This window comes from Achromobacter sp. UBA5777, from assembly GCF_002418565.1.
Taxonomy (GTDB): domain Bacteria; phylum Pseudomonadota; class Gammaproteobacteria; order Burkholderiales; family Burkholderiaceae_B; genus Achromobacter; species Achromobacter animicus.
Map to the genome: position 1 here is coordinate 20,026 of NZ_DIEJ01000255.1, position 20,352 is coordinate 40,377.

Here is a 20,352-nt window from a genome sequence, read left to right on the forward strand (position 1 = left end):
AACATCACGTCTCCTTGAGACGAAAAAATGCCCGCACATGACGGGCTGAATATGAATACGATGGGTGGCGGCTATTGCCACCCTGTCACGTCAATCACGGCAATGTCGTTCTCCTCCGCATCACTCACGAAGCGCGTGTTGAAGAGCGGGGCCCATCCGTAGAATGCGCCCACCTGATCCTGCATCTTGGAATAGACGCCGGTGCTGCGCGCTGCGTAGTTCTCACCCCAAAGTACAGAACTCCAGCCGCCCCCAGGCACGGGATAGCACTGATACCCGCGCCGGTTGAAAGACGGACAGTAGGCCCATTTGCGCGCTGGCAGGCCGCCGACCTCCATGCCGTCGATGTAGCCGCTCCCCGTGCCGTCCGAGTTCCAATATCGGGGGATGCGCAGGTTGCCGTAAACGTTCATCGGCCTGGCCGTACTCATGAAGATGTGCCGGCCGTCCTGCGCCCATATGTCCATCGGGCCGCCTGTGACCCATGGCCAATCGAATATGTAGTATTCGACGGCCACCCCCACAAACGTTACGGTGAACGTGCCGTTCCCGTTGTTCAGCAGGCTCCGCATTGTTGCGAAGCCGCCCCCGGTGGGCACGAAGAAAACCACAGGCCGTACAGCAGCGAACGAAAACGCACCGCTGGCAGTGCCCATGTACCGCAGGAACATGTTGACGTTGCGACTATCGCAAAGCAGGTTTCCGGCTTGATCCCACAACTCGAATGCAGCATCCGCCATCACTTCACCCCCCACAGCACCAGCATGTTTGCCCGCTGCGTGTTGGGCTCCGTGATAAACGACCAGGAGATAACCGCGCCGCTTCGCTTGATCGTCGGATAGTTGGTCCCACCGCTTGCCGCGGTAGCCAGAAACCACGAGTTTGCAGTGTCAGCGAGCTGCGGAATGCTCACGCTCCCGCTGCTCGTGCCCGTGTAAAACTCGCCAAGCTGGCGGGCAATCCGCATCCCTGCGCTGAACAGCAGGACCCCAGAGGGGGACCACAATTCAAGGGGCATGACTGCCATGTCTACGACCCTCCAAACCGCGCGCCGAGGACGCCATTGGGGTAGTAGTACCGCATGCCCCGGTTGTTGATCTCCGTCCGCGATCCGTCCGCCTCGGTGCCGTTGAACGACATAAGGCCAGAGCGCATGTTCAGGTTAAACACCGGCACACCGCTGGGATTGAGAGCATCGGAGCTGAGGTTGTCCTTGAGGTTGAGGGCCCCAATAGTGGCGCGGCCGATGATCGCCTCGTTCATAAACACCTGCCCGCCCTGCACCACAAAAGGCGCTTTCACGGATCCGGTGGATTCGTCCAGGATGGCCACGCGCGCCGCAGCCAGCAGAATCTGCGACGTGATGACGCCCTGGTTGTTCTCGACGCCCACGCCGATGCCGGCGAGGTACGGCACACCGCCCACCGTGAGCTGGGTTTTGATGGTGTACATGGCCGCCAGGGAATTTACGATGGCGTCGATCTGAACCTGAGCATCGCCGGCTTCGTCAATCCGATCCAGCAGCGCCTGGGCGAGCTGGGTTTCGGTGATCTGGCCGGTGAGATATTCCAGGATCTCGTCCGCGCTGTTGCTGGACGTGCCAATGACGCCCGGGTTGCCCACGGGGAAAAAATCCCCTGGGATGCCGGTGCGATCCACCAGCCTGGCCCAAAAATACAGGCGCTTGCCGGCGGACAGGCCCATCAGGTCATGGGTGTTTTGCGGGAACGCGAACTCGCCCATCTTGATCGCGCTGCCCTGGTTCTGCGATTCGGAATACCAGATTTCCGTCCGCTCGATGATGTAGTTGCCGGCCGGAAAGCCCCAATTGAGCCGGATGCCGAACACCATCCCTTGAGCGGTCAGGTGCGTCACCTGCGGCGGCGGCAGGACGTTGCCCTCCAAGTCGGTGGACGCGGACATTCCCCATGCCGAAGGGATGTTCGCTGCGTTGATGGCGCGCACCCGAGCGAGGTATCGGCCGGTGCTGATGCCCCGGATCTCAACGGACGCGGACGCCGTGCGCCCCGCCTCAATCCAGTCCGAACTGTTACGCCGCCACTGGACTTGATACTCCACCGCGTCCTGCACCTTGTCCCAGGTGATGAGGGCATTGTGGGTTGCTATCGTCTGATCCAGCGTCGAATAGGATGACAACGCCACGTTTTGCGGCGCCGGCATGACCATGGGCGGTATGACCGTGATCGGCGGATTCTCCAGACGCGTGCCATAGTCCACGGCTTCGTACTTGCCCGGGACGTGTTGCACGGCCGTGATCGTGGCATTGAGGACGTTTTCCCGCGTGATGCTCACGACTCGGAAAAGCTGGGTTGAAAGCTCCTCGGACTCGATGGTCCACACTGCCTCAGCCTCCGGGACCTCGGTAAAGGGCTGGGTGACTGTGATTTCCAGGGTTGCGCCCTGGATCCCGATCATGTCTGCGGTGATCTCGGTACTATCGGCAGTCCATATCGTCTGGTCTGCCGTAATCATCGTGCCCACCGCGCCCTGGATGATCCTGGTTTGCGTGAGCCCGTTGGGCATGTTCAGGATCAGGCGATCTCCGGACCGCACGCCCACGGCCAGATCCACCACAATAGTTGTGGCAGTTGCAGAATGAATCCGACCGCCGATACGGCGCCCGGCGCGGTTCTTGTCCGCGATGCGGATGACAGAGCCAGGTTTCACGACGGCCTGCTCCAGCCCCACGCCGAACGTCACGCCCTGCGTCTCGCGCTGCGACGAGACGAGAGCCCACTTTCCGGCGCGCACGGCTTGGCCGCGGGACGTGCAGCCGAACGCCGTCATCTGGTACATGCGAACGCCATAGCGGGAAATTGCATCCCGGTCTTCTACCGCCTCCATCTTGGCGATGCCCTGATTGCTGCTGTCGTTCCAGGACACCTGCACCACCGTATACCGGGTTCGGCGCGGGCTGCCGGCGTAGCCGAACCGACCATCCAGCACATTCGCATTGGTGAAGTTGTAGACGGGGTCCGAAGGAATGTCGGCGGACGCGGCAATGGAGCCATTCATCTCGTAGACGATTCCGCGGAACACGCTGGCCAGATCCGACATTACGCGGTAGGCGTCCGCCGCCTGCTGGATGTAGACGTTGCAGGTAAACCGAGGCTCCATGCCGCCGAAGCCGTCGGGCACCTGTTCATCGCAATATTGGGAGACAGGGTAGAGCTGCCATTTGGCCATGGACAGCCGCGCTGGATCCAAGAACGCCCCGGCGCCATAGCGCTGATTCGTCACCATGTCATACCAGATCCACACGGGGTTATTGGTCCACGCCTGCTTAAACGTCCCATCCCACACGCCGGTATAGGTCCGCGTCTCCGGATCGTAGTTGCTGGGCACTGCGATGATGCGGCCGCGGAATCGGTACGCGCGTGTCGGAATCGCCGAAAACTGGCTGGCATCAATTTGGATGCCAACCGCGGCGGACATCGGCATGCGCAACTTCGCATCCAGCACGTTGGTGATGGATTGGATCCAGGTAGCGTTTGTTAGCGTATCCGTGGCGGAGTCGATGGAGAGCCGGCGCACGCGAACAACCCACCCCGTCTGCGCGCCCTGCGGCAAGTCAATGCGGTGGGTCCTCGCGTAGGTCTGCGTCGTCTTCCCATCGAATGCCGAAACGACAACCTCCTGGAACGGCCCGCCATCGGTCTGCAGGTCAATGGCGTAATCCACGCGCGCTCCCCCGCGGTCCCCATTGCCGGTATCCACCTGGAGGAGCCCCCTCACTTCCAGCGTGATGCGGATGGCCGACAGCGTTCGATCCGTAACCGTCTGGACCCAGGGGACGCCATACTTGAGTTCGACGCCCAGGCCGGTAGTGCTCTCTGCGGCCGGGAAACCCTGGATGTAGTCCTGCGCCTGCATGCCGTTTCGAAAATCCACGCGGACGCCCTGGAAGTTGAGCGAACCGTCTTCGTTCTCTATGGGCGTTCCATCCAGGTAGATACTGCGCAGGATGGAGTTCAGACCCGTCACAGGGCCCACGATGGGCCCTTCGCTGATCAGGTCCAGGACCTTGGCGTAAGAGATGCTGTGCAGGCTGTCAGGAGCCTCCACGGGAGAGCGAGCGCCGCCCCCGCCCTTGCCGCCCTTGCGGCCGACAATCGTGATCCCGCCTTGGCGCGCAATGTGGCGCATGGGCCCATCAATAGAAAACCCGCCGGCTTCGGCGGGTGAAAGTAGACGTTGCATTGTTGCCTCTACGCTTGGTCTTCGGCATAGATGCCGGCGGAAACTACCGCGCTCCCTGCCCAGCATTCACCGTAATGGAGAGGTACGCAGTTCCCTTGCGCGGTGGTGTTGACCGCGCCATTGAAGTTGTAGGACGCGCCGTTGTTGGGACTATCCTTGGTCGAAAGCCCGGTCTGCGTGGGGCTCAGCATCTGGATAGCCCCACCCAACCCAATGACGGCGCCCATTTTCATAAGCGAAGTCCCGAACGCGGCCATCGTGCCCGAACTGAGTACGTTAATCACTGCGCCAACTGCCACCATGGCCGCGCCTAAGATGGTCTGAAACACGCCCCCGCGCTTCGCCCCCTGAATGACAGGCGCGAATCGGATTTCTTCACCGTCAGCGGGCGCGTGCTGCAGATCCTGCTCCGCGATGTTGCGTCGCCCCAGAAACACCGCATATCGAACGCCACGGCTGCCGGAGGAGATCATCTCCGTTTCGAATCCCGGAAGGATCGCGCAGAGAGCCTGGACAGCCTCAGCCGCACTTCGCACGGCAAGGCGGTGGACCCGACCGAATCGCGTGCCCAGCAGGCCGTACAGCCGAATGGTGCGGAGCTGGTTATCCATTCGACGCCTCCCGATGTCGCAACACCAGGCGCGTGATCTCCTGCCAGTAGCCGCCATACACCTCGCGAGTGGACAGCCGGCCGTAAAGGTGATGGAGCATGGTCCCCTGCATAGGGAACAGGTCCGGACGCTCGGAAAGCCGGCCGTCACCCAGGTAGACGGCGCCGTGGTTGGTGCGCTTGGCCAAGTGGTTCATCAGGATCACGTCCCCACGTTGCACGGTTTCTCCAGCGGCCAACGGTCGGAAGCCTGCTGCGGCGAAGTTGTCCAGGTAGACCTCCTCATCGCCCTCCCACCAGCCGTCAGCGCGGTGGAAATCAGGAATGGATATCCCCATCTCCCGCGCGTGAAAGTCGCGGATCACGCTGTAGCAGTCCAAAACGCCGTGATGGAATGTGCGTCCCAGCAGCGGCGCTTGATAGCCCGTAGGGGAAAACGCCTCGATGGCAAGCGCTTGGGGCGCGTCCTGACCAATGTCCTTGCGCACCTCGACGATGTACCAGGGCATCGCCCCTACCCGCTCGGCCATGGCCTCGCAGGCCACCAGATCCGCCTCCGATGGCGAGGCCGTGTTATCCGGGTGCGAATGGACAAAGGCCACTACTGCGCCCATATCCTCGGCCGCGGCCCAATCCTCGGGGCGCGTTACGAAGCCGGCCTCCGGCGCATCGGCCACGTTCCGGCCGCGTGCATAGATTTCGCGGCCGTCGGAATCGGACACGACGAAGCCAACACATTCCGCGGGATACGCCTCCTCGGCGTGGCGGCGCATGGCTGCGAAAGTTGCTTTCTTCATGCTATCGAACCCGATCAGCAGCGGGGAACCCGCCAAAGTTGATGACAGCCGCCACCGGCTCCACGCCCTGCTCTGCCCCGAAACGAAGCTGACACGAGCGCACCAGACCGGCGCAGTTGTCCTGGTCTGGGCTGGATACGGGCCGGTCTTGGCCGTCGAAATATGCGGACCCCGTGTACTGGCAGTACGGGCCGCGATAGCCACCTATCCATTTCCACGGGCAGATGGTCGCCACGATCTGGCGCCCTGGTAGCTGGCGCCCATCGAACGCCAGGCCCGTCGCAAGCTCGAACTCAACCACCTCGGGCGTTTCGTTCAGCTTCTGTTCGACCAGCCAAACCTCAAGCGGCAACTCCTCGCCGGGGTCATAGTTAGGGTTGCCGTCCGGAAAGTTCGCGGGGTCAAGATACTTGGCGAGCGTCTCGCGCACGGTCAACACGCAGCCCACAAGATCGTCCATGGCGATACACAGCGAGGAGATCACGCCGGCGATCGGCTCGCCGTTCTCATCCTCACCGATGTTGCCGACGGAGAGGGTTGGCGACGGCTGGGACGCTTCGCCCGTACGCTGAAAATCGCGGGCTTCCAACGCCCAGGGCGTGTACTCCTGTCCCTTCCAAAAGATCGGGCCGCTTTGGTTGTAGTTGTGAAAGCGAAGGACCGGCCCGCCCTGGTTGCTGGTGTCCAGCTCAAACAGGCGCACCGCATCCCCCGGCTCCAGTTTCTGGATGTCGGTGATGATGCTCACGAGGGGATTTCCTACAGATGGTTGCCCGGTCAGGCTTTGATGCTGCCGGCGAGAATGAACAGCGCGTCCAGGTCCGCCGACGTGAGGCGGAGACTGTCCGCCACCGCCTGGAGCATTTCGCTGTCGCGGTGGAACTCTTGAAGATCGTCCCAGGCGCGCCGGTATATCGCGGGCGTTTCCGGGCTAGAAATCACGCCCTCCGCCGCCTCGAAAAGCGATCCACCTCCGTGGGGCGTCTGCCACATGGCCTCTCGGCCTTGAAAGCGGCTGACCACCTGCGGGACGTATGGCGCGGTCGGCTCCGGCGGGGGCAATTCCGCCGCAATAAGCGTCACTGGCACGTCTAAAACCTCGCCGTGCGCGGTAGTGAAAACCAGCGCGCCGCCGGAGTCGGCAACCAGAACATCGTCATCAAATTGCCAGTATTGTCCGGTTTCCGTGTCTTTGAAGGTTTGCATTATCGATACTCCGTCCACGAGGAAATGCTCGCGGAAGACGCCGCGCAAATATACGTTGCCCCCGCTGGGATGATGAGCGTCAGGCCCACCGCTGCACCTGATGTTGGGTGCGTAGACATGCCGCAAAAAGCCCCGTTTACGTTGGCCGAGAGGTTCCCAAATGCCGCCGTCAGGTCGCCTCTGATATACGCGATGATGGGGCGCCCCGTGGTGTTCGTGTAATTGACACCTGAAGCGCGCGACGCGAGAACGTTTTGCAAGGTCTGACCCACGCCAAGGGTCTGCGCCATCTGACCCGTAAGCGTCGAAATCTGACCGGCCATCGTCGTGCTGTCAGCTTGTCGCGCTACCTCTTGCCACGTCCCCCAGGTCGCCGACGTACCAAAGCGAACGCGAACAAATCGACGGATCACGCCGCCGGTGCCGTTGCGCGTCGTGTATGTCTGCGTGATTTGCAGATTTCCGGTGCCGACGGCCTCTACCTGCAACGTTCCGGCCAGCAACACCGGCCAGTTAAGCGCGGCGGTAGCCTGCGCGTCCGAATTGAGAAAGTAGAAGCCCGGGAAAACGGCCGTGTTTGCGTCCGTCCCGGCGGCAAGCGGTTCACAAAAGGCATGCTGATGCGCCAGTCGGACATTCCCGTCCAGCGTGGCCAAACCGCCGGCTGCGCCTAGCAACGACGAGCGCAAAAACTCCTCCCAGGCGGACCAAACGCCACCCACCAGAGAGCGGAAAAATTGCCGGTTCCCGTTGCTGCCGATATACACCTGATTGACGTTCGTACCGGCAGCAGCACCGGCGGCCGCTTCGCAGTACACCAGCAGCCAACCGGAGTTTGCAATGGGGAAATTCGTACCGCCGGCGGCCGTGGATGACGCTGAGATGGCCCACATCCCCCGGTTGGCGTAGTTGTTCAAGTTCGCGCCGGCTTCTACACGGCCCAGGTAGGGCAGAGAGTTGCCGGCGGTGTGGACCTCTTGCCACGGCGACCATGAAGTATTGATTGCCATCCGCCAGTATTGGCGCGCGCCGGCCGTGGGGGAAACTGGGCCCGTAGAGGCGACCGTGTACCGTTGAACGGTCTGCCCGGACACTCCGGTCCCCTCTACCGAAAGAATCCCGCCAGTTGCCTGCGGATAGTTGGTGCCCGCCTGCGCGCCGGCGGTGGATGCCTGGCGATAGCTGCCGGGCAGTTGATAGTTGTTCAGATCATGGGCAGTTGCGGGCAGCGTCTGCACCGCCGGAGCCTGACCAGGCAGGAGGCGGCCATCAGCGCCCAGCGTGGCAAAGCCGCTTGCCGCGCCGAGCGCGTTGGCAATGGTGTCCATGTTCTTGTTGTGCTTGGCGAACGCATCGCGGGCCGGATCTCCAGTGCCGTCGTTGGGCGCTGCGCCAATGTTGATTTTCACAAGCGAATCCACGGTTCCCCCTACGGTTTAAATACTTGCTGGAAGGTGGCGGACACTCGGTAAACGTCCCCGCCTATGTGGGCCAGGTTGAAACTCGGCGCCTCATACAGGCCTTCTTCGCCGAGGGGCGGAGTCCAGAAGAACGATCGAACGCCGGCATGCCTGCGCAAAAATGTGGCCACGGCTCGCATTTCCTGCCTGCTGCCTGCGAACGTGAGCGGCCAGGACTGGACCTCAGTGTTGATGCCGTCGCCGACCACCTGGCGATAGCCGTCTCCGAACTGCGCGGTCAGCCGTCTGAATGTGACGCTGCCGGTAGGCTCGCCCGTGGCCCGCCATGAAAATCGTTCAGTCATCAGGACCTCCCATTCCTGGCGTTCCAAGCCGCACCACCCTGCCGATGTGAGCGATCCACGACACGTTGCGCGACTACTTCCATCTGTCTGAGCATGTCGCGCCCGAGGGCATCGTCATGGCCGGACTCGCGTGACTCGCGCCCGCCGTCGCTAAAAATCACTTGGTTGGTGATCTGGTAATTGGCCCCGGCCCCAGCAGAGCCGCCAGTCGCGCTGTTCTTCAGAGGCGTGACGTAGCCGCCGTTCTCACCGCTCATCAGGTACGTTTGGCCTCCTTCGGTGTACAACTCGGGACCCAACTCCCTGACGCGGTAGAGCGAATTTGCTGCCGTTGGACCGCCAGAAGCGCGACCACCAGACAGGTTCCAGCCCGTCATGCCGTCTGTGTTGCCCACAGCCGCCATTCCGGTGCCCTGGTAGCTTGCCCCGGCCGATATGCCGCTGGTCGCCGCTCCTGCAAGCAATCCAGCGAAATTGCCTACCATCCCGACGATCGCCTGGCGCGCCGCAATCCTGGCCAAGTCGGCAATTACGGAAGTGGCGAAGTCCTTGAACGAAAGCTTCCCGGTCGTCACGAAACGGACGATTGCGTCCTCCATGCCTTGGAAGGCGTTGGAAAACAACGCTTTCGTCTGCGCAGCCACGTTGGCCGCCGAGTCTTGGTAGTTCTCGAGAGCGGAAGTGGCGCCGTTCTTCCAATTGCCCTGCGCATCGCGCACCTCGTCGAAATACTGCTGCTGCATCGACAGGCGAAGATTCAGGTGTTCCTGCAGGAGCGCTGTTTGGCTCTGGTAGGTTTCCTGTGAGATCTGACCGGACGCCATCGAGCGGTCAAACTGCGCCTGCTGGCGCTGATAGTCCCGCAAGATCACCTGGCGGGCACGAAGCTCCTCCTGCGCGAGGTCACCCAGCCCCACCCCAGCCACCTGGTCCGCATACTGCTGCTGCTCCAGGTCTCGGGTCGCGGCCAGGCTGGCGCGCAGAGCTTCGACTTTTGCAGTCTCCTGCTTGGTGCGCAGTTCCTTCTCTGCGGCCACATTCAGATCAAGTTGGCGGCGCAGCAGATCCTGCTGAGCGAGCAGACTCTTTTGATCCGCTGTCAGGACCTTCTTGTCCTTCAGATCTGCGATCTGCTGCTCGAACTCGGCACGCTTCTGGCCCCAGGTGGCAAGTTTCCCCTCGCTGGTGATTTGGGCCTGAAGGGAGGCTTCAGCCTCGCGGTACTGCTGCAAGAGCTTGGTCGCGGCGTCCTCCGTGTACGCCTTGACCGCCGGGTCCTTGTACTTGTCGTTGATCTGATCAATCAGCTTCTTCTGCGTTTCAAGGGACGCGCCGGTGATATCGGCGTCCTTCTTGACCTGGGCAATCTCGCGCTCGCGCTTTTGCTGATTGGTCTCGGTCTCCTTTGCTAGGGCAGACAGACGGGCCGCGGCGGCGATCTTCTCGGCCTCCTGGCGTTTCTGCCAGCCCACAACTGCGGCCTGGTCGGCCTGATCCTGAAGCGCTGCAGCCTCTGCGATCAGCCGATTTTGGCCCCGCTCGAGCGGCTTCGCCCGACGCCGCGCCGCACGTCCGCCATCTCCAACGAATGCCTTGGTTTCGTCGTCTTGAGGAGCCGCGTTATCGCGAAGCTGCTTCAGCTCCGCGTTGACGGTCCTGAGCTGTGCCGTGATCTGGTCGAAGGTCGGCGCCCGGCCGAAACTCTTCATGGCCTCCCACGCGCTGCTGGCCCCCTGCGTGACTGCGTTCCACGCCGTTTCAAGCGTGCCAAGGCTCTCCCGTACTTCTTCGGCCTGCTGCTTAACGGCGTCCGCATAGGTCCGCTGCGCCAGCGCGGCGGCTTCCTGGGTACGTCCTTGGCGCTCCAGGCTGGCGATCTGCTGATAGACCTCCAGCGTCAGAAAATGCTGCTGCTCGTTCAGCGCGGCGATCGCCTCGGCGGGCTTGCCGCGGAGCGTTTCAAACTCCTGCACCGTGTCGGCAAGGGCCTTGCCCGTGACACGGTTCATCGCGACAGCCGCCTCACCGACCGCCTCGATATTCTGTCCGGCAATCTTGCCAGAGCCGGCGATCAGATTGAGCGCGTCCACCGCCTTGCCGCGAGCCCCAGCCACATCGGCGATACGCGTGGCGAGGTTCGACATGCCCGCCGCAGTTTGGCCTACCGCGTTACCTGTCAGGATCAGCGTCTTGGTGAACTCGGGCTGCTCGCCTTTGCTCGCGACGACAGCGGAGGTAAAGAGCGCCACAGCGCCGGCTGCGACCGTCCACGGGTTCACCAAACCCATGATCGTGGAGCCCAAGGCACGCGCCGCAGGCACGATGCCACCGAACATATCCTTCAACTGGCCGCCCTGCTGGAGCAACACCGTGAGGGGCTGCTGGCCGCCCTGCAAAGAAACCACAATGTCCGTGAGCTGCGCCGGCACGCCGCGAAGCGCTGCAGCCTGCTGTGCGGCGCTCACCCCGTACTGATTCATCTGCTTGGTTGCGCCGGCTGCGGCCGCCCCCGTCGCCGACAGCTTGGTCTTGAGTTCGTCCAGAATCGACGTGGGCACGCCGCGCAGGGCAGCGTTGTAAAGGATCTGCTCCTTCCTCGTCATGCCGATGGTGTTGGCCTGGTTCACCAGGGCGTCAACGCGGCGGCGCTCAGCGGCTGCCAGCTTTGTATAGTCCGCCTGCGCGGACTGAGACATGTCGCTGGTTCCCCGCTTGGCCGACGCAATCGCGGCGTCGAACTGCGAGGTATCGACGACGATATCTAGTCGCGCGGTGCCAATGCTTTCCTGTGCCATGTTCAACTCTTATGGAAGATTTCCAGGGCCGCCCGCTCGATGATCCGAAGAACGTCCATGATTTCCTGCTGCTCCGCCCTGGGAAGCTCTTGACGGTCCAGGTCGTGATACAGGACCCCGTAATCCAGCCCTATCGGCCCTCCCGCCCCCACACGCCACTGCGTGTAGTTGCGCGTGAACAGGTTGAACGCCGGCACGTGCTCCGGCCAGAGTTCGGCGCAAGGCCGGGGAAAGTCGCTGAGCTTTAACCCGGCCTTCGCTAACGTTGCGGCTGATGGCGGCTCCCAAAGGAACGCCGCCACAGCCTCCGTCAGTTTTTTTTGCGCTCGACCCGGATGGCGTCGTTGAAAGCGCTCGCGATCGCCAGATCGGCGCCGGGCTGATGCTCGCAGAGCAAGTCGATCGACTCCTCGCTCACCGGCATGTCAGCGTCCCACTTCTCGATCAGCAGGAGCAACAGGTCGGCGGTCGTGATTTCACCGGCAGCCAACTGCTGCATCAACGCGTCGTACTCTTTGCCGGTCTTGTGGCGGTACGTGACGTTCAGTTGCTGCTCGCGCCCCTGGCCGATGATGGTGATGCTGGCGTCGATGGTGGGGTTGGATTTGATCTTGAACGTCATTACGCGGCCTCGTAGCGGATGGGATCGGCGATGAGGGAGAAGACCGCCGTGTTCTGCAGGTTCTCGTTCACTTGCCCGACGGGGACCTTGTTGAACGAGGGATAGGCGTAGTAGAAGAGCGTCGAGCCGTTGGGCAGCACGCCGCGCACGACGACGGGCTCGCGCAGGCGGTCAGCCTCGATCAGCGCCGCATACCAAGGCTTGTCCGGGTCGTAGTCCAGCGAGACCGTCATGGTCATCGCGTTCTTGAAGGTCGGCTTCTGGCGCTGGCGGCTGGTCGGATCTTCGACGTACTGATAGTTGAAGAACTGCTGGTCGCCGCCGGCCATCACCACGTCGCGCACCTGGTCCAGATCTACCCAGGAACTGACTTCCTGATAGGAGCCAGCGCCCCCGCCTGCCGGGAACAGGACGGTGCTCGTGGTGTCCACGCCTTCCAGCTCGAAGCTGTCGGCGTCTGCGTTGGCGCTGCGCGCCACGGTCTCGCTCAGATTGGTCCACGCCGATTTCAGAACCAGGATGGAGCCGTCTTCCGGCGGGGCAACCGCGGAGGCAACAGCCGGATTTGCATTGGAGATGGCCGAGATGGCGGCGGCCGCGGCGAGCGCCGTCGAGATGGAATACCGCGTGCCGTTGATGAAGATGGAAGACATTTGTGTTCCTCAAATGAAAAAACCCGGCGCGCGGCCGGGTTCGATGTAGAAGCGGGGGGAAAGGTCAGGAGGGAAGGAACCAGATACCGAAGTCCTGGCGGGTGCCGTACTTCTTGATGGCCTCTTCGTAGAGGCTGATGGGCGAGCCATACGGCTCAACAGCAGGAAAGTCGCTTTCACACAAGGCGGTGCCAATCTGGTCCGCGATGTCACTTGCCTGCGCCCGCGTGGCGGCCCACACGAACACCTGCACGCGCTGATGCCGCTTCTCGCGGCGCTTGCGCTCCACGTACCACTGTTCTTGCCCGCCGGCGCCTTGGTAGACGATGAGCGGGAACACTGGCTTGTCGGGCGTGACATCCGCATAGACCCGATCCTCGACCAGCACGCCAAGCAGAGCTTTCAACTGCGCCTCAAGCGTCATCACTCACCTCCTGCCCCGCGAGAAGCGCGGGCAAGCGTTGCCGCCCCCGCTGAATCATTGCTGCCTGCGCGCGTGCCGACGCGGCCTCATACGCCGGCCGCAGGAACGGATAGGCAGGCACCCACTTTGGCGTTGCAAGCTTGCGCCGTTTGTCAGTGACATAGCTGCCGTCTGGCTTGCGAACCACGGCATAGATCTGCCAGTGTCCGAACTCCACCAAGTGGCCGTGCGGTGCCTTACGCTTGTTCCAGGTGACGGCGTACTGGACTTCCTGCTCTGTCGAGTACCGCTCCCGGAAGGCAAGGTAGATGGCGGCGCCCAGAACCCCGTTATGCGTGTTCACCCGCGCTTTGGCCTCATCCCGAAGCACCTCACCGCCCGCAACGGCCATAGAGCGCGCCAGGCTGACCCGGGCGGGTCCTAACAGCCGATCCAAGCCCGCAGACCAGCCGGAGGTGTCAAACGTCGCCTGCAGCCCCTTAGCCATCGCCGCCACCCTGTTCGCAGATCACGTCCGTCCATTCACGGCCCGCCAGATCCATACGAACGTTCTTGATGTCGAATGGGTCGCCAACCGGGACGCCGTCTTCGAGCTCGAGCAGGCGCATGCCCTGGTCAAGCCCGCGGCGAAAGCGGATACGAAAGCTGTAGGCGTTGATCGACGCCCCCACGTTCTCCTGGTTGCGCGTGATGGAACCCATCCCGGTCTGGCCGCGAGGGTCGGCCCACACGGTGGCCACTTCCACCCATGCGCCATTTGGCTGGCCCGCTTCATCCGTCCCGGTCTCGCGGCGTTCGATTCGCACGAGGCGGCGCAGGCTTCCAGCAGCGATGCTCATACGCCCAACCCCACTCGGTTAGGCTGCAGGAGCGCCTGGGCGCCGACCGGCAGCGTGCGAGAGTCGGGGCCTTCCTCGCGGTTTCGGTACAGGCTGCCGGCGATCAACAGCACGGCGGCACGGATTGCAGGGGTCACCACCATCGGATCGTCGCCCGCAGTTCCCGTCAGGACTGCCGCAGCCAGCGCGTCCGCAGTCGGGTACACGCGGCGATTCAGATACGCCTGCGCGTTCTCTTCCGCCGTCGATCCGTAGACCTCGAGCAGAGGATCATCCGTGGAGTCCGCGCGGCAGTGCGAGCGCAGCAGTTCGATGGTGACCAGTTCCATTCATGCCCCCGTGGACGAGATGGCCGCTTGGATCGCCTCCAGGACCGACTTGCGCGCCTTGCCGGACTGCTCAGCAGCCAGAAGGGACGGCAGCAGGGCCGGATCAGCGATTTCGGCGAGTGCCCCGATGATCTCGGGCGCGTTCTGCGACAACAAGGCAGTGTGATCTGCTGCCGGCGGTGCGCCCGCCCCCTTGTTCTCCGGCGGCGGGTTCATCTTGTTCTGCGGCGCCGGCGCGGCCTTGTCTCCCACCTCGGCGATCAGGCCGAGCCGAAGCAGTTCTCGCGCTCGTTCGCCCGACACATCGATCGGGCGCCCGCGTCGCTGGTATTCGCTCCCGTTGAGGAAGCCTTTGCGTGCGATAAACGACATGACTTTCTCCTGTTGAGCGGGCCGCGGCTGAGCCCGGCCCGCTCATCTGCTGGCGCCGCCTTACGGCGTGGTGTCGGCAAACTCGCCGTGGACGAACGACTCGGGGCGGTACACCGCCATCGCCAGGCGTTCCTCGGCGCGGATCGTCACCATGTTCTTGCGGAAGTTGTCGCTGTCTTCCGTCGACACTTCCACGGCGGCGTCTTCACGGTCGAACACCTGGGCGGCGATGTTGAAGGCCCCGACCAGAAATTCGCCTTCCGGCACCGCCGTGGTGTCAACCACAGGCAGCTTCCACATGCGCGGCATTCCGCCTTCCACGACGTTGACCCAGATGTATCGGCCTTGCTCGTCCTTCTGGAGTTCGATGTCGGCCCAGTCCACCGGGTTCAGCACGATGCCGCTCGCGCGGTATTCAGCCACGCGCACCTGCAGAATCGCGCGTCGCAGCAGGTCGATCTTCGTGTCGCCGGCCTGGCGCAGCGCTTCGTTGAAGGGCGTGGCCTGGGGAATCAGCCCCAGCAGGTTCTGTCCCGTGCCATCGCCGGCCAGGATTTGGTTTTCCTCCACGTACTTCAGCCCGAAGATCGCGCGACCGTTGATGTAGCTCTGCAACAGCGGGATGTCTGCAAGGACCTGCTTGGAAGCCAGGAACCAGTGAGCGATCGTGCGAACGGGGGTCTGCTTCAGTTCGAACGACAGGTCCGATTGAGGCTTGAGCGCCGTTTCTGCAACCGGCGCCGCCATGTTCTGGAAACCCGATTCCTGGACGAACTCGACCGAGTTCGAGCTGGTCCGTCCCGGCATGATCAGGTCGCGGATCGTGAACGGGCGGTCGGGGCCCGAAAGAATCCCGGGCAAGCGCGTGGGCTGGATGGCTACGCCGACGCCCCCGGTGCCGGTGGTCGAGCTGGTGATGCTGGTGACCGCCTTGACGTTCATGCGGGCAATGCCGCGACCCTTCGCGGCCAGGCCGGTGAAGTCGTCGGACTCGGTGAACTGCTCGCCGATGGACTTCTGAGCCTGGTCGTCATTGGCAGCGCCCCGGCGGGCGAGCTTCTGTTCGACCTCGACGAGGCGTTCCGTCAGAGCGATACCGCTCTTGGACAGCGTTTCCAGGATGCCCTTGGTGTCGTCCAAGACCTTGCCGTGTTCCTTGATTTCGGACGAAGCCTTTTCGGCGAACGCTTTGATTTCATCGTCGCGATCGTTCAGCGCCTTGACCAGGCTCTTCAGTTCGAGGGTGTCGTCCAGACGCCCCGCGTTCTCGGCCGACTTACGGCCGAACTCGTGCTTTTGTGCCAGATTGGTATAGCGGCCCATTTGATTACCTTTAAAAAGTCGGGAGTTGAAGCCGGCCGATCTGCTTGATCAGTCCAGCGGTTGCTTCTTTCGCCTCGCCCCCGGACTCGCTCCGGTCAAGCAGGTGTTTCAGTCCACGGTTGGCGATCACCGCAGACTGAGATTTCGAGAAGCCTGCCTCGCGCAGGAACCGCTCAAAATCCGGAAGGTCCGGCATGCCCCCGTGGGCGATCCGGGCCTTGATTGCGTCAACGCGTGCCTCCTCGTTCGCGGGCGCGGTCACGATGGAGATTTCCACCAGATCCAGGCGCTTGAGCGTGCGGATGCGCGTCTTTTCGTCGTAGCTGTCCTCGCGCACGTAGTAGCCGATGGACAGCCCCGTGATTGCGCGCGTCTTCATGCCGCGGTATGCGGTCTTGGCGTAGGTAGCGTCATCGAGCCAAAGCTGGCCGGTGCCGTGCAGCCCGTGATCGTCTTCCTTCAACTGGTCGATGTCCCAGTTGCCGATGGGTTCGCCGCTGCGGTGCTGCCACAGCACCGGAAACGTTCGCCCCTTCGCGCGCGTTTGCTCGATGCTGTCCGCGAACGCGCCCGGGGCGACCACCTCGTTGTACGAATCGACGACGCCAAAGACCGAGCCATAGCCAGAAAAAAGGCCGTCATCCTGGACGGCCTTTACGTCGTAATCGAACGAGCGGATGTGCATCGCTGCGTCTTTGCGCTTCATGTCTTGTCCTCAAATGTCGGAAGGCCCAGCCAGGCGGAGAACGCGGACTTGGCTTGTTCCGCGCCGGCTGTCTCGCCGAGCTTGTCGATCGGCAGCAAGTTGGATTGCACGGTCAACACATCGGCATTGCCGCCGCGCGCCGGCAGGTTCTCCTTTAGCCGGCAGTCATCGCGCGTGTAGATGCCGTTCTGCGTCATGACGGAATAGAACGCCGCGCGCGCCGCACTGTCGGCCCGCAGCAGGCCTTCGACGTTGAACTTGGCGAAGTACTGCGGCCGTTCTGCCGGCGCCAGCAAGGATTTGCGGATGGACTGCTCGATGCGCGTCAGCCAAGGCCGGAGCGAGAACGACAGGAACGCGATCATCTGTTGTTCGATCCCCGTTCCCCAGCTACTTGATTTCTCGGTGTGCCCGACCATCCAGGGCGGCACGCGGAACCAGCGGCAGATCTCCTCGACGTTGAACGCGCGGGTGGCGAGCAGTTGCGCATCCTCGGGGTTCATGGGCACCTGCTGGTACTTCATGCCAGCCTCGAGCACCATCGTTTTGCCCGAGTTCATCGCGCCGGCGAACTTGGCCGACAGGCTGTCGCCCAGCTGTGTGCGCTGGTCCGGGTTCAGGATCTTGTCCGTGGATAGGACGCCCCCCACATTCAACCCATTGGCGAAAATCTTGGCGCTTGCCTCGTCTGCCGCCAGGGATGCCCCGATCACGTTGGCGCCGTACCGGATCGTGGACATACCCAGCAAGCCGTCCAGGCTGAAGGCGGCGATATGCCACATTCGCTCCTCGGGAATCACCCGATGCGTGCCGTCTATGTCGTTGTACCGGTACTCGATCGATCCATCGGCCAGCCGCCGGACCTGCATCCGCCACGGATAGAGCAGATCGATTGCAATGACCCGCCCCTTGCTCATTCGCTTCTCGGCGAAGGAGTTGCCCCACAGCAGTAAGCAAGCAACCAGCACTTCCCAGAACTGCACCGAAGTCATGTCGGCGTTGGGCTGGTGGCGCAAAAGCGCATACAGCTCCATGTTCGTCGCCTCAACCGCTTCGCGCCCTTCCCTGCGGTACAAATCGAATGGCAGCGTCGCGATCGTCTCCGCCAGTAGCCTGACGCAGCTCCAAACGGCCGACAGCGTCAGCGCCGACTGAGCCGTCACCGCCTTGCCGCTGGCAGATCCTCCGCCGCCCCATGCGGCCCAGAATGAAGTGTCCGTCAGTCCAAACTTGCGTCCGATCCAGTCGCTTACGCTCGATTTCACGCCGTCCGGCGCCGCCGACCTGACGGCCGGAGCAATGCTGCGGGCCAAAACCTTCGAAAACGAGCTATTGGCCATGCGTCACCCCTCGGATGCCGCGAAGCAGGTAGATCGCGACAACAAAAGTCACGACCGCCCCACTGATGAGGCACCAACCAGGGCCGGCCAGCAGGTATACACCGCCGGCGAGCATGGCAACGCCTGCCAGGAGCAAGAGCACCAGCAGAATGATTGCTGCCTTCATAGATTTATCCGATAACGATAGGGTTTGCGAAGAACCCGTCCAGGCTCTGAAGCCCTCGTGGCTCCGGGTTGAGCGCCAGAAGAAACACGGCATCAAAGAGCGCCATGAGCGGGTCGATTTTTGCGGTGCCGGAGACCTGCTTGTTGATGGCGAGCGCGTTGCCCTGCTGGACGGTCTTCGCATTGCCAACGCACCAAGCCATCAGCGGGCGTCCCCCGTGCAGCATTTCCCGCCCCGCGACCTTGCGCTCAGTTGTCTTGATCGCGCCGTTCAGGCGCCAGCCTTGCGAAATGGCGGTGATCTCTTCCAGTGTGAAATCCCGGCCGGGGCTGGTCAGCTCGTCCACGATGTCGCCGATTCCAGATCCGTCCACGCCGATGCACAGCTTTTCCGGAAGAAGACCGCGATCGCGCACGCGACAAACGATGTCAGCCACTTCGGCAACGTCGTCACCGGGCCGCTCGACAATCCGCAGGTCACCCTGTTTCTCGAAGTCCTGCAGCGCTGGCGCAATCTCGGCTCTGCGTTCGAGGACAATCTTGTGCGCCCAGGCGCGCCCCCAGTGCAGCCAGCGGCGCGTACCCATTTCGCGACCGACCAAGGCGAATCCCAGCAGATCGTCCAAGCCGCCGCCGTCGATGCCGACCACGACCACTTCACAGCGGTCGAGAAACTCATCCAGGTCTGCCAAGGCTGGATCACCTTGAGCCAGCCAAAAGTCGGCGCCGGCCCAGCGGTCTGATCGTAAGTTCAGCCCGATCTGCACATTCAGGTGCTTAGCCAGAAACTTCTGGCTGGACCCGTCGGTTTTGCCGAGGTTCTTCTTAAGTTCGTCTTGCAACCACTCGGCGCTGACAGAGCGACCAAGGTTCGGGTTGGTGATGTAGAAGTTCTCCGGTAGCTGGTATGCCTTCGCCGTTACCATTTCATCCGGGAATTCGTACAGAACCCCCAGCGTCTTCCGATCCTCGATCTTCCCGTCGCGAACATCGCGCCAGTAGTCGAGTTTCTCCTTGAACACCCCCGCAGGCGGATCATCGCTCTGCGTGGTCAGGTAGATCACCCATCCCTCATCGCGGGAGACCTGGCCGCCCAACGCCTCCATGAACATCGCCGCGGCATTCGCTCGCTTGCCGAACACCCACAGCTCGTCCACCAGCACGCGGCCGGACTTCTTGCCCGATACCGTGTCGGTGTCCGCAGCAACGACCTTCAGGCTGTTGCGCGTCACGCGGTGCGTAATGGTTCGGATGTGTTCCTGGATGTGGAACATATCCGACAGCTCTTCATCCGCGCGAATCATGCTCGCTGCGGGCTTAAAGCTGTTGTCGGCGACCTCTTTTGTCGGGGCCAGGATCAGGTGTTCCTCTTCCTCGCGCCAGCACATCACAAGAGCCGTCAGCATGATGCCGGCTGCAATGGTGGACTTCGTATTCTTTTTGCTGATGAGCAGTCCGTACTCGCGGATCAACTGCTTCCCCGTTGCCGCCTCATACCCGCCAAAGATGGCGCGCACAAAGGCAAACACCCATTCTTCGCTGCACTCGCCGAAAGTGGGTTTCCCGGGTAGGTCGACAACGCGCAACTGCTTAAAGATGTTCAGGGCGTATTCGGCCTGGTCTGCAAAGATCGGCGCCGGAATGATCGATCGGCGCTCGCGCAAGCGTGCTGCCCAATCCGGGCATGCGGTTGTCCAGGACATGGCTTAACCCTTCCCAACCACGCGCAAATGGGTGGGCGGTGGCGGCGGTGCAAATCGTCCGCCGCTTGCCGCCTTGTCCGCTGCTTGTTTCCTCGCGTCCTTTTTTCCTTGTTCCCCCATCTTTCCATGTACGTATGGAACCCACGCCTTTGCGGCCTCTACGCGCAGCTTCATGTCCTGCGCGGGATCGTTTGCGACTGCCTTGAGGAACTCCAGGGGATCGGAGTACAGCTTGCCCAGATCCGGGAGCGAAACCTCCTTTCCTGCGGCTGCGGCCTCGTCCTTCAGTTTGTTAACTTGGTTAACACGGCCCAGCGCTTCCTGGACGTCCTTGTCTTTCATCAGCCGGGACGCTGCAACGGCCGCCCCTTTTTCGCTGTAGCCCGCATGGATAGCGGCTTTAGCACCGGACAGGCCCGACTGCAACGCCTGCACAAAGCGGCGCTTTTTGTCGGTTAATGCCATTAACAATCTCGGTTAAC

24 protein-coding genes are annotated in these 20,352 nt (G+C 62.4%); all 24 read right to left on the reverse strand.

Annotated elements, in window-relative coordinates:
- Positions 1–71 precede the first annotated feature (71 nt).
- Positions 72–740 carry a hypothetical protein gene (locus B3446_RS21785; protein WP_291384950.1) on the reverse strand — a complete coding sequence of 223 codons (669 nt, stop codon included), beginning with the start codon at positions 738–740 and terminating at the stop codon, positions 72–74.
- Complete coding sequence (locus B3446_RS21790) at positions 740–1,027, reverse strand: hypothetical protein (protein WP_291384952.1); 288 nt, start codon at positions 1,025–1,027, stop codon at positions 740–742. The genes B3446_RS21785 and B3446_RS21790 overlap by 1 nt, the downstream gene beginning before the upstream one ends.
- Before the next feature lie 2 nt (positions 1,028–1,029).
- Positions 1,030–4,221 (reverse strand): host specificity protein J, encoded by a 3,192-nt coding sequence (locus B3446_RS21795; RefSeq protein WP_291384953.1) that lies wholly within the window; start codon positions 4,219–4,221, stop codon positions 1,030–1,032.
- A gap of 8 nt (positions 4,222–4,229) precedes the next feature.
- Positions 4,230–4,832, reverse strand: a complete 603-nt coding sequence (locus B3446_RS21800) for a tail assembly protein (protein ID WP_291384955.1) — start codon at positions 4,830–4,832, stop codon at positions 4,230–4,232.
- Positions 4,825–5,628: a C40 family peptidase gene (locus B3446_RS21805; protein WP_191578573.1), complete on the reverse strand. Its 804-nt coding sequence runs from the start codon at positions 5,626–5,628 to the stop codon at positions 4,825–4,827. The genes B3446_RS21800 and B3446_RS21805 overlap by 8 nt, the downstream gene beginning before the upstream one ends.
- Before the next feature lies 1 nt (position 5,629).
- A complete protein-coding gene (locus tag B3446_RS21810; protein ID WP_191578574.1) occupies positions 5,630–6,376 on the reverse strand; it encodes a phage minor tail protein L in 747 nt (248 codons plus the stop codon).
- Between the two features lie 29 nt (positions 6,377–6,405).
- On the reverse strand, positions 6,406–6,834 hold the full coding sequence (locus B3446_RS21815) for a hypothetical protein (protein ID WP_224776925.1): 429 nt from the start codon (positions 6,832–6,834) through the stop codon (positions 6,406–6,408).
- Positions 6,834–8,243, reverse strand: a complete 1,410-nt coding sequence (locus tag B3446_RS21820) for a pyocin knob domain-containing protein (protein WP_291384959.1) — start codon at positions 8,241–8,243, stop codon at positions 6,834–6,836. The genes B3446_RS21815 and B3446_RS21820 overlap by 1 nt, the downstream gene beginning before the upstream one ends.
- A 20-nt stretch (positions 8,244–8,263) precedes the next feature.
- On the reverse strand, positions 8,264–8,599 hold the full coding sequence (locus B3446_RS21825) for a phage tail protein (RefSeq protein ID WP_291384961.1): 336 nt from the start codon (positions 8,597–8,599) through the stop codon (positions 8,264–8,266).
- Positions 8,599–11,394 (reverse strand): phage tail tape measure protein, encoded by a 2,796-nt coding sequence (locus B3446_RS21830; RefSeq protein WP_291384963.1) that lies wholly within the window; start codon positions 11,392–11,394, stop codon positions 8,599–8,601. Before B3446_RS21830 ends, B3446_RS21825 begins: the two co-directional genes overlap by 1 nt.
- 2 nt (positions 11,395–11,396) lie before the next feature.
- Complete coding sequence (locus B3446_RS21835; protein WP_291384965.1) at positions 11,397–11,696, reverse strand: DUF1799 domain-containing protein; 300 nt, start codon at positions 11,694–11,696, stop codon at positions 11,397–11,399.
- Between the two features lie 8 nt (positions 11,697–11,704).
- A complete protein-coding gene (locus B3446_RS21840) occupies positions 11,705–12,016 on the reverse strand; it encodes a phage tail assembly chaperone (protein WP_291384967.1) in 312 nt (103 codons plus the stop codon).
- Positions 12,016–12,669 carry a phage tail protein gene (locus B3446_RS21845; RefSeq protein WP_291384969.1) on the reverse strand — a complete coding sequence of 218 codons (654 nt, stop codon included), beginning with the start codon at positions 12,667–12,669 and terminating at the stop codon, positions 12,016–12,018. Before B3446_RS21845 ends, B3446_RS21840 begins: the two co-directional genes overlap by 1 nt.
- A gap of 64 nt (positions 12,670–12,733) precedes the next feature.
- Positions 12,734–13,093: a DUF3168 domain-containing protein gene (locus tag B3446_RS21850; protein WP_191578581.1), complete on the reverse strand. Its 360-nt coding sequence runs from the start codon at positions 13,091–13,093 to the stop codon at positions 12,734–12,736.
- Complete coding sequence (locus B3446_RS21855) at positions 13,083–13,580, reverse strand: HK97 gp10 family phage protein (RefSeq protein WP_191578582.1); 498 nt, start codon at positions 13,578–13,580, stop codon at positions 13,083–13,085. The genes B3446_RS21850 and B3446_RS21855 overlap by 11 nt, the downstream gene beginning before the upstream one ends.
- The gene (locus B3446_RS21860) at positions 13,573–13,932 is read right to left on the reverse strand and encodes a phage head closure protein (RefSeq protein WP_191578583.1); all 360 of its coding nucleotides are present in this window, start codon (positions 13,930–13,932) and stop codon (positions 13,573–13,575) included. Before B3446_RS21860 ends, B3446_RS21855 begins: the two co-directional genes overlap by 8 nt.
- Positions 13,929–14,261, reverse strand: a complete 333-nt coding sequence (locus B3446_RS21865; RefSeq protein ID WP_191578584.1) for a head-tail connector protein — start codon at positions 14,259–14,261, stop codon at positions 13,929–13,931. Before B3446_RS21865 ends, B3446_RS21860 begins: the two co-directional genes overlap by 4 nt.
- A complete protein-coding gene (locus tag B3446_RS21870; protein WP_191578585.1) occupies positions 14,262–14,633 on the reverse strand; it encodes a hypothetical protein in 372 nt (123 codons plus the stop codon).
- A gap of 60 nt (positions 14,634–14,693) precedes the next feature.
- Entirely contained in the window at positions 14,694–15,956 is a 1,263-nt protein-coding gene (locus B3446_RS21875; RefSeq protein ID WP_191578586.1) for a phage major capsid protein, read from the reverse strand.
- 10 nt (positions 15,957–15,966) lie between these two features.
- Positions 15,967–16,662: an HK97 family phage prohead protease gene (locus B3446_RS21880; protein ID WP_291384974.1), complete on the reverse strand. Its 696-nt coding sequence runs from the start codon at positions 16,660–16,662 to the stop codon at positions 15,967–15,969.
- Positions 16,659–18,002: a phage portal protein gene (locus B3446_RS21885; protein WP_191578588.1), complete on the reverse strand. Its 1,344-nt coding sequence runs from the start codon at positions 18,000–18,002 to the stop codon at positions 16,659–16,661. Before B3446_RS21885 ends, B3446_RS21880 begins: the two co-directional genes overlap by 4 nt.
- Positions 17,992–18,168 (reverse strand): hypothetical protein, encoded by a 177-nt coding sequence (locus B3446_RS21890; protein ID WP_191578589.1) that lies wholly within the window; start codon positions 18,166–18,168, stop codon positions 17,992–17,994. The genes B3446_RS21885 and B3446_RS21890 overlap by 11 nt, the downstream gene beginning before the upstream one ends.
- Positions 18,169–18,172: 4 nt before the next feature.
- Positions 18,173–19,870: a terminase large subunit gene (locus B3446_RS21895; RefSeq protein WP_291384978.1), complete on the reverse strand. Its 1,698-nt coding sequence runs from the start codon at positions 19,868–19,870 to the stop codon at positions 18,173–18,175.
- Between the two features lie 3 nt (positions 19,871–19,873).
- A complete protein-coding gene (locus tag B3446_RS21900; protein WP_191578591.1) occupies positions 19,874–20,335 on the reverse strand; it encodes a terminase small subunit in 462 nt (153 codons plus the stop codon).
- Positions 20,336–20,352 lie beyond the last annotated feature (17 nt).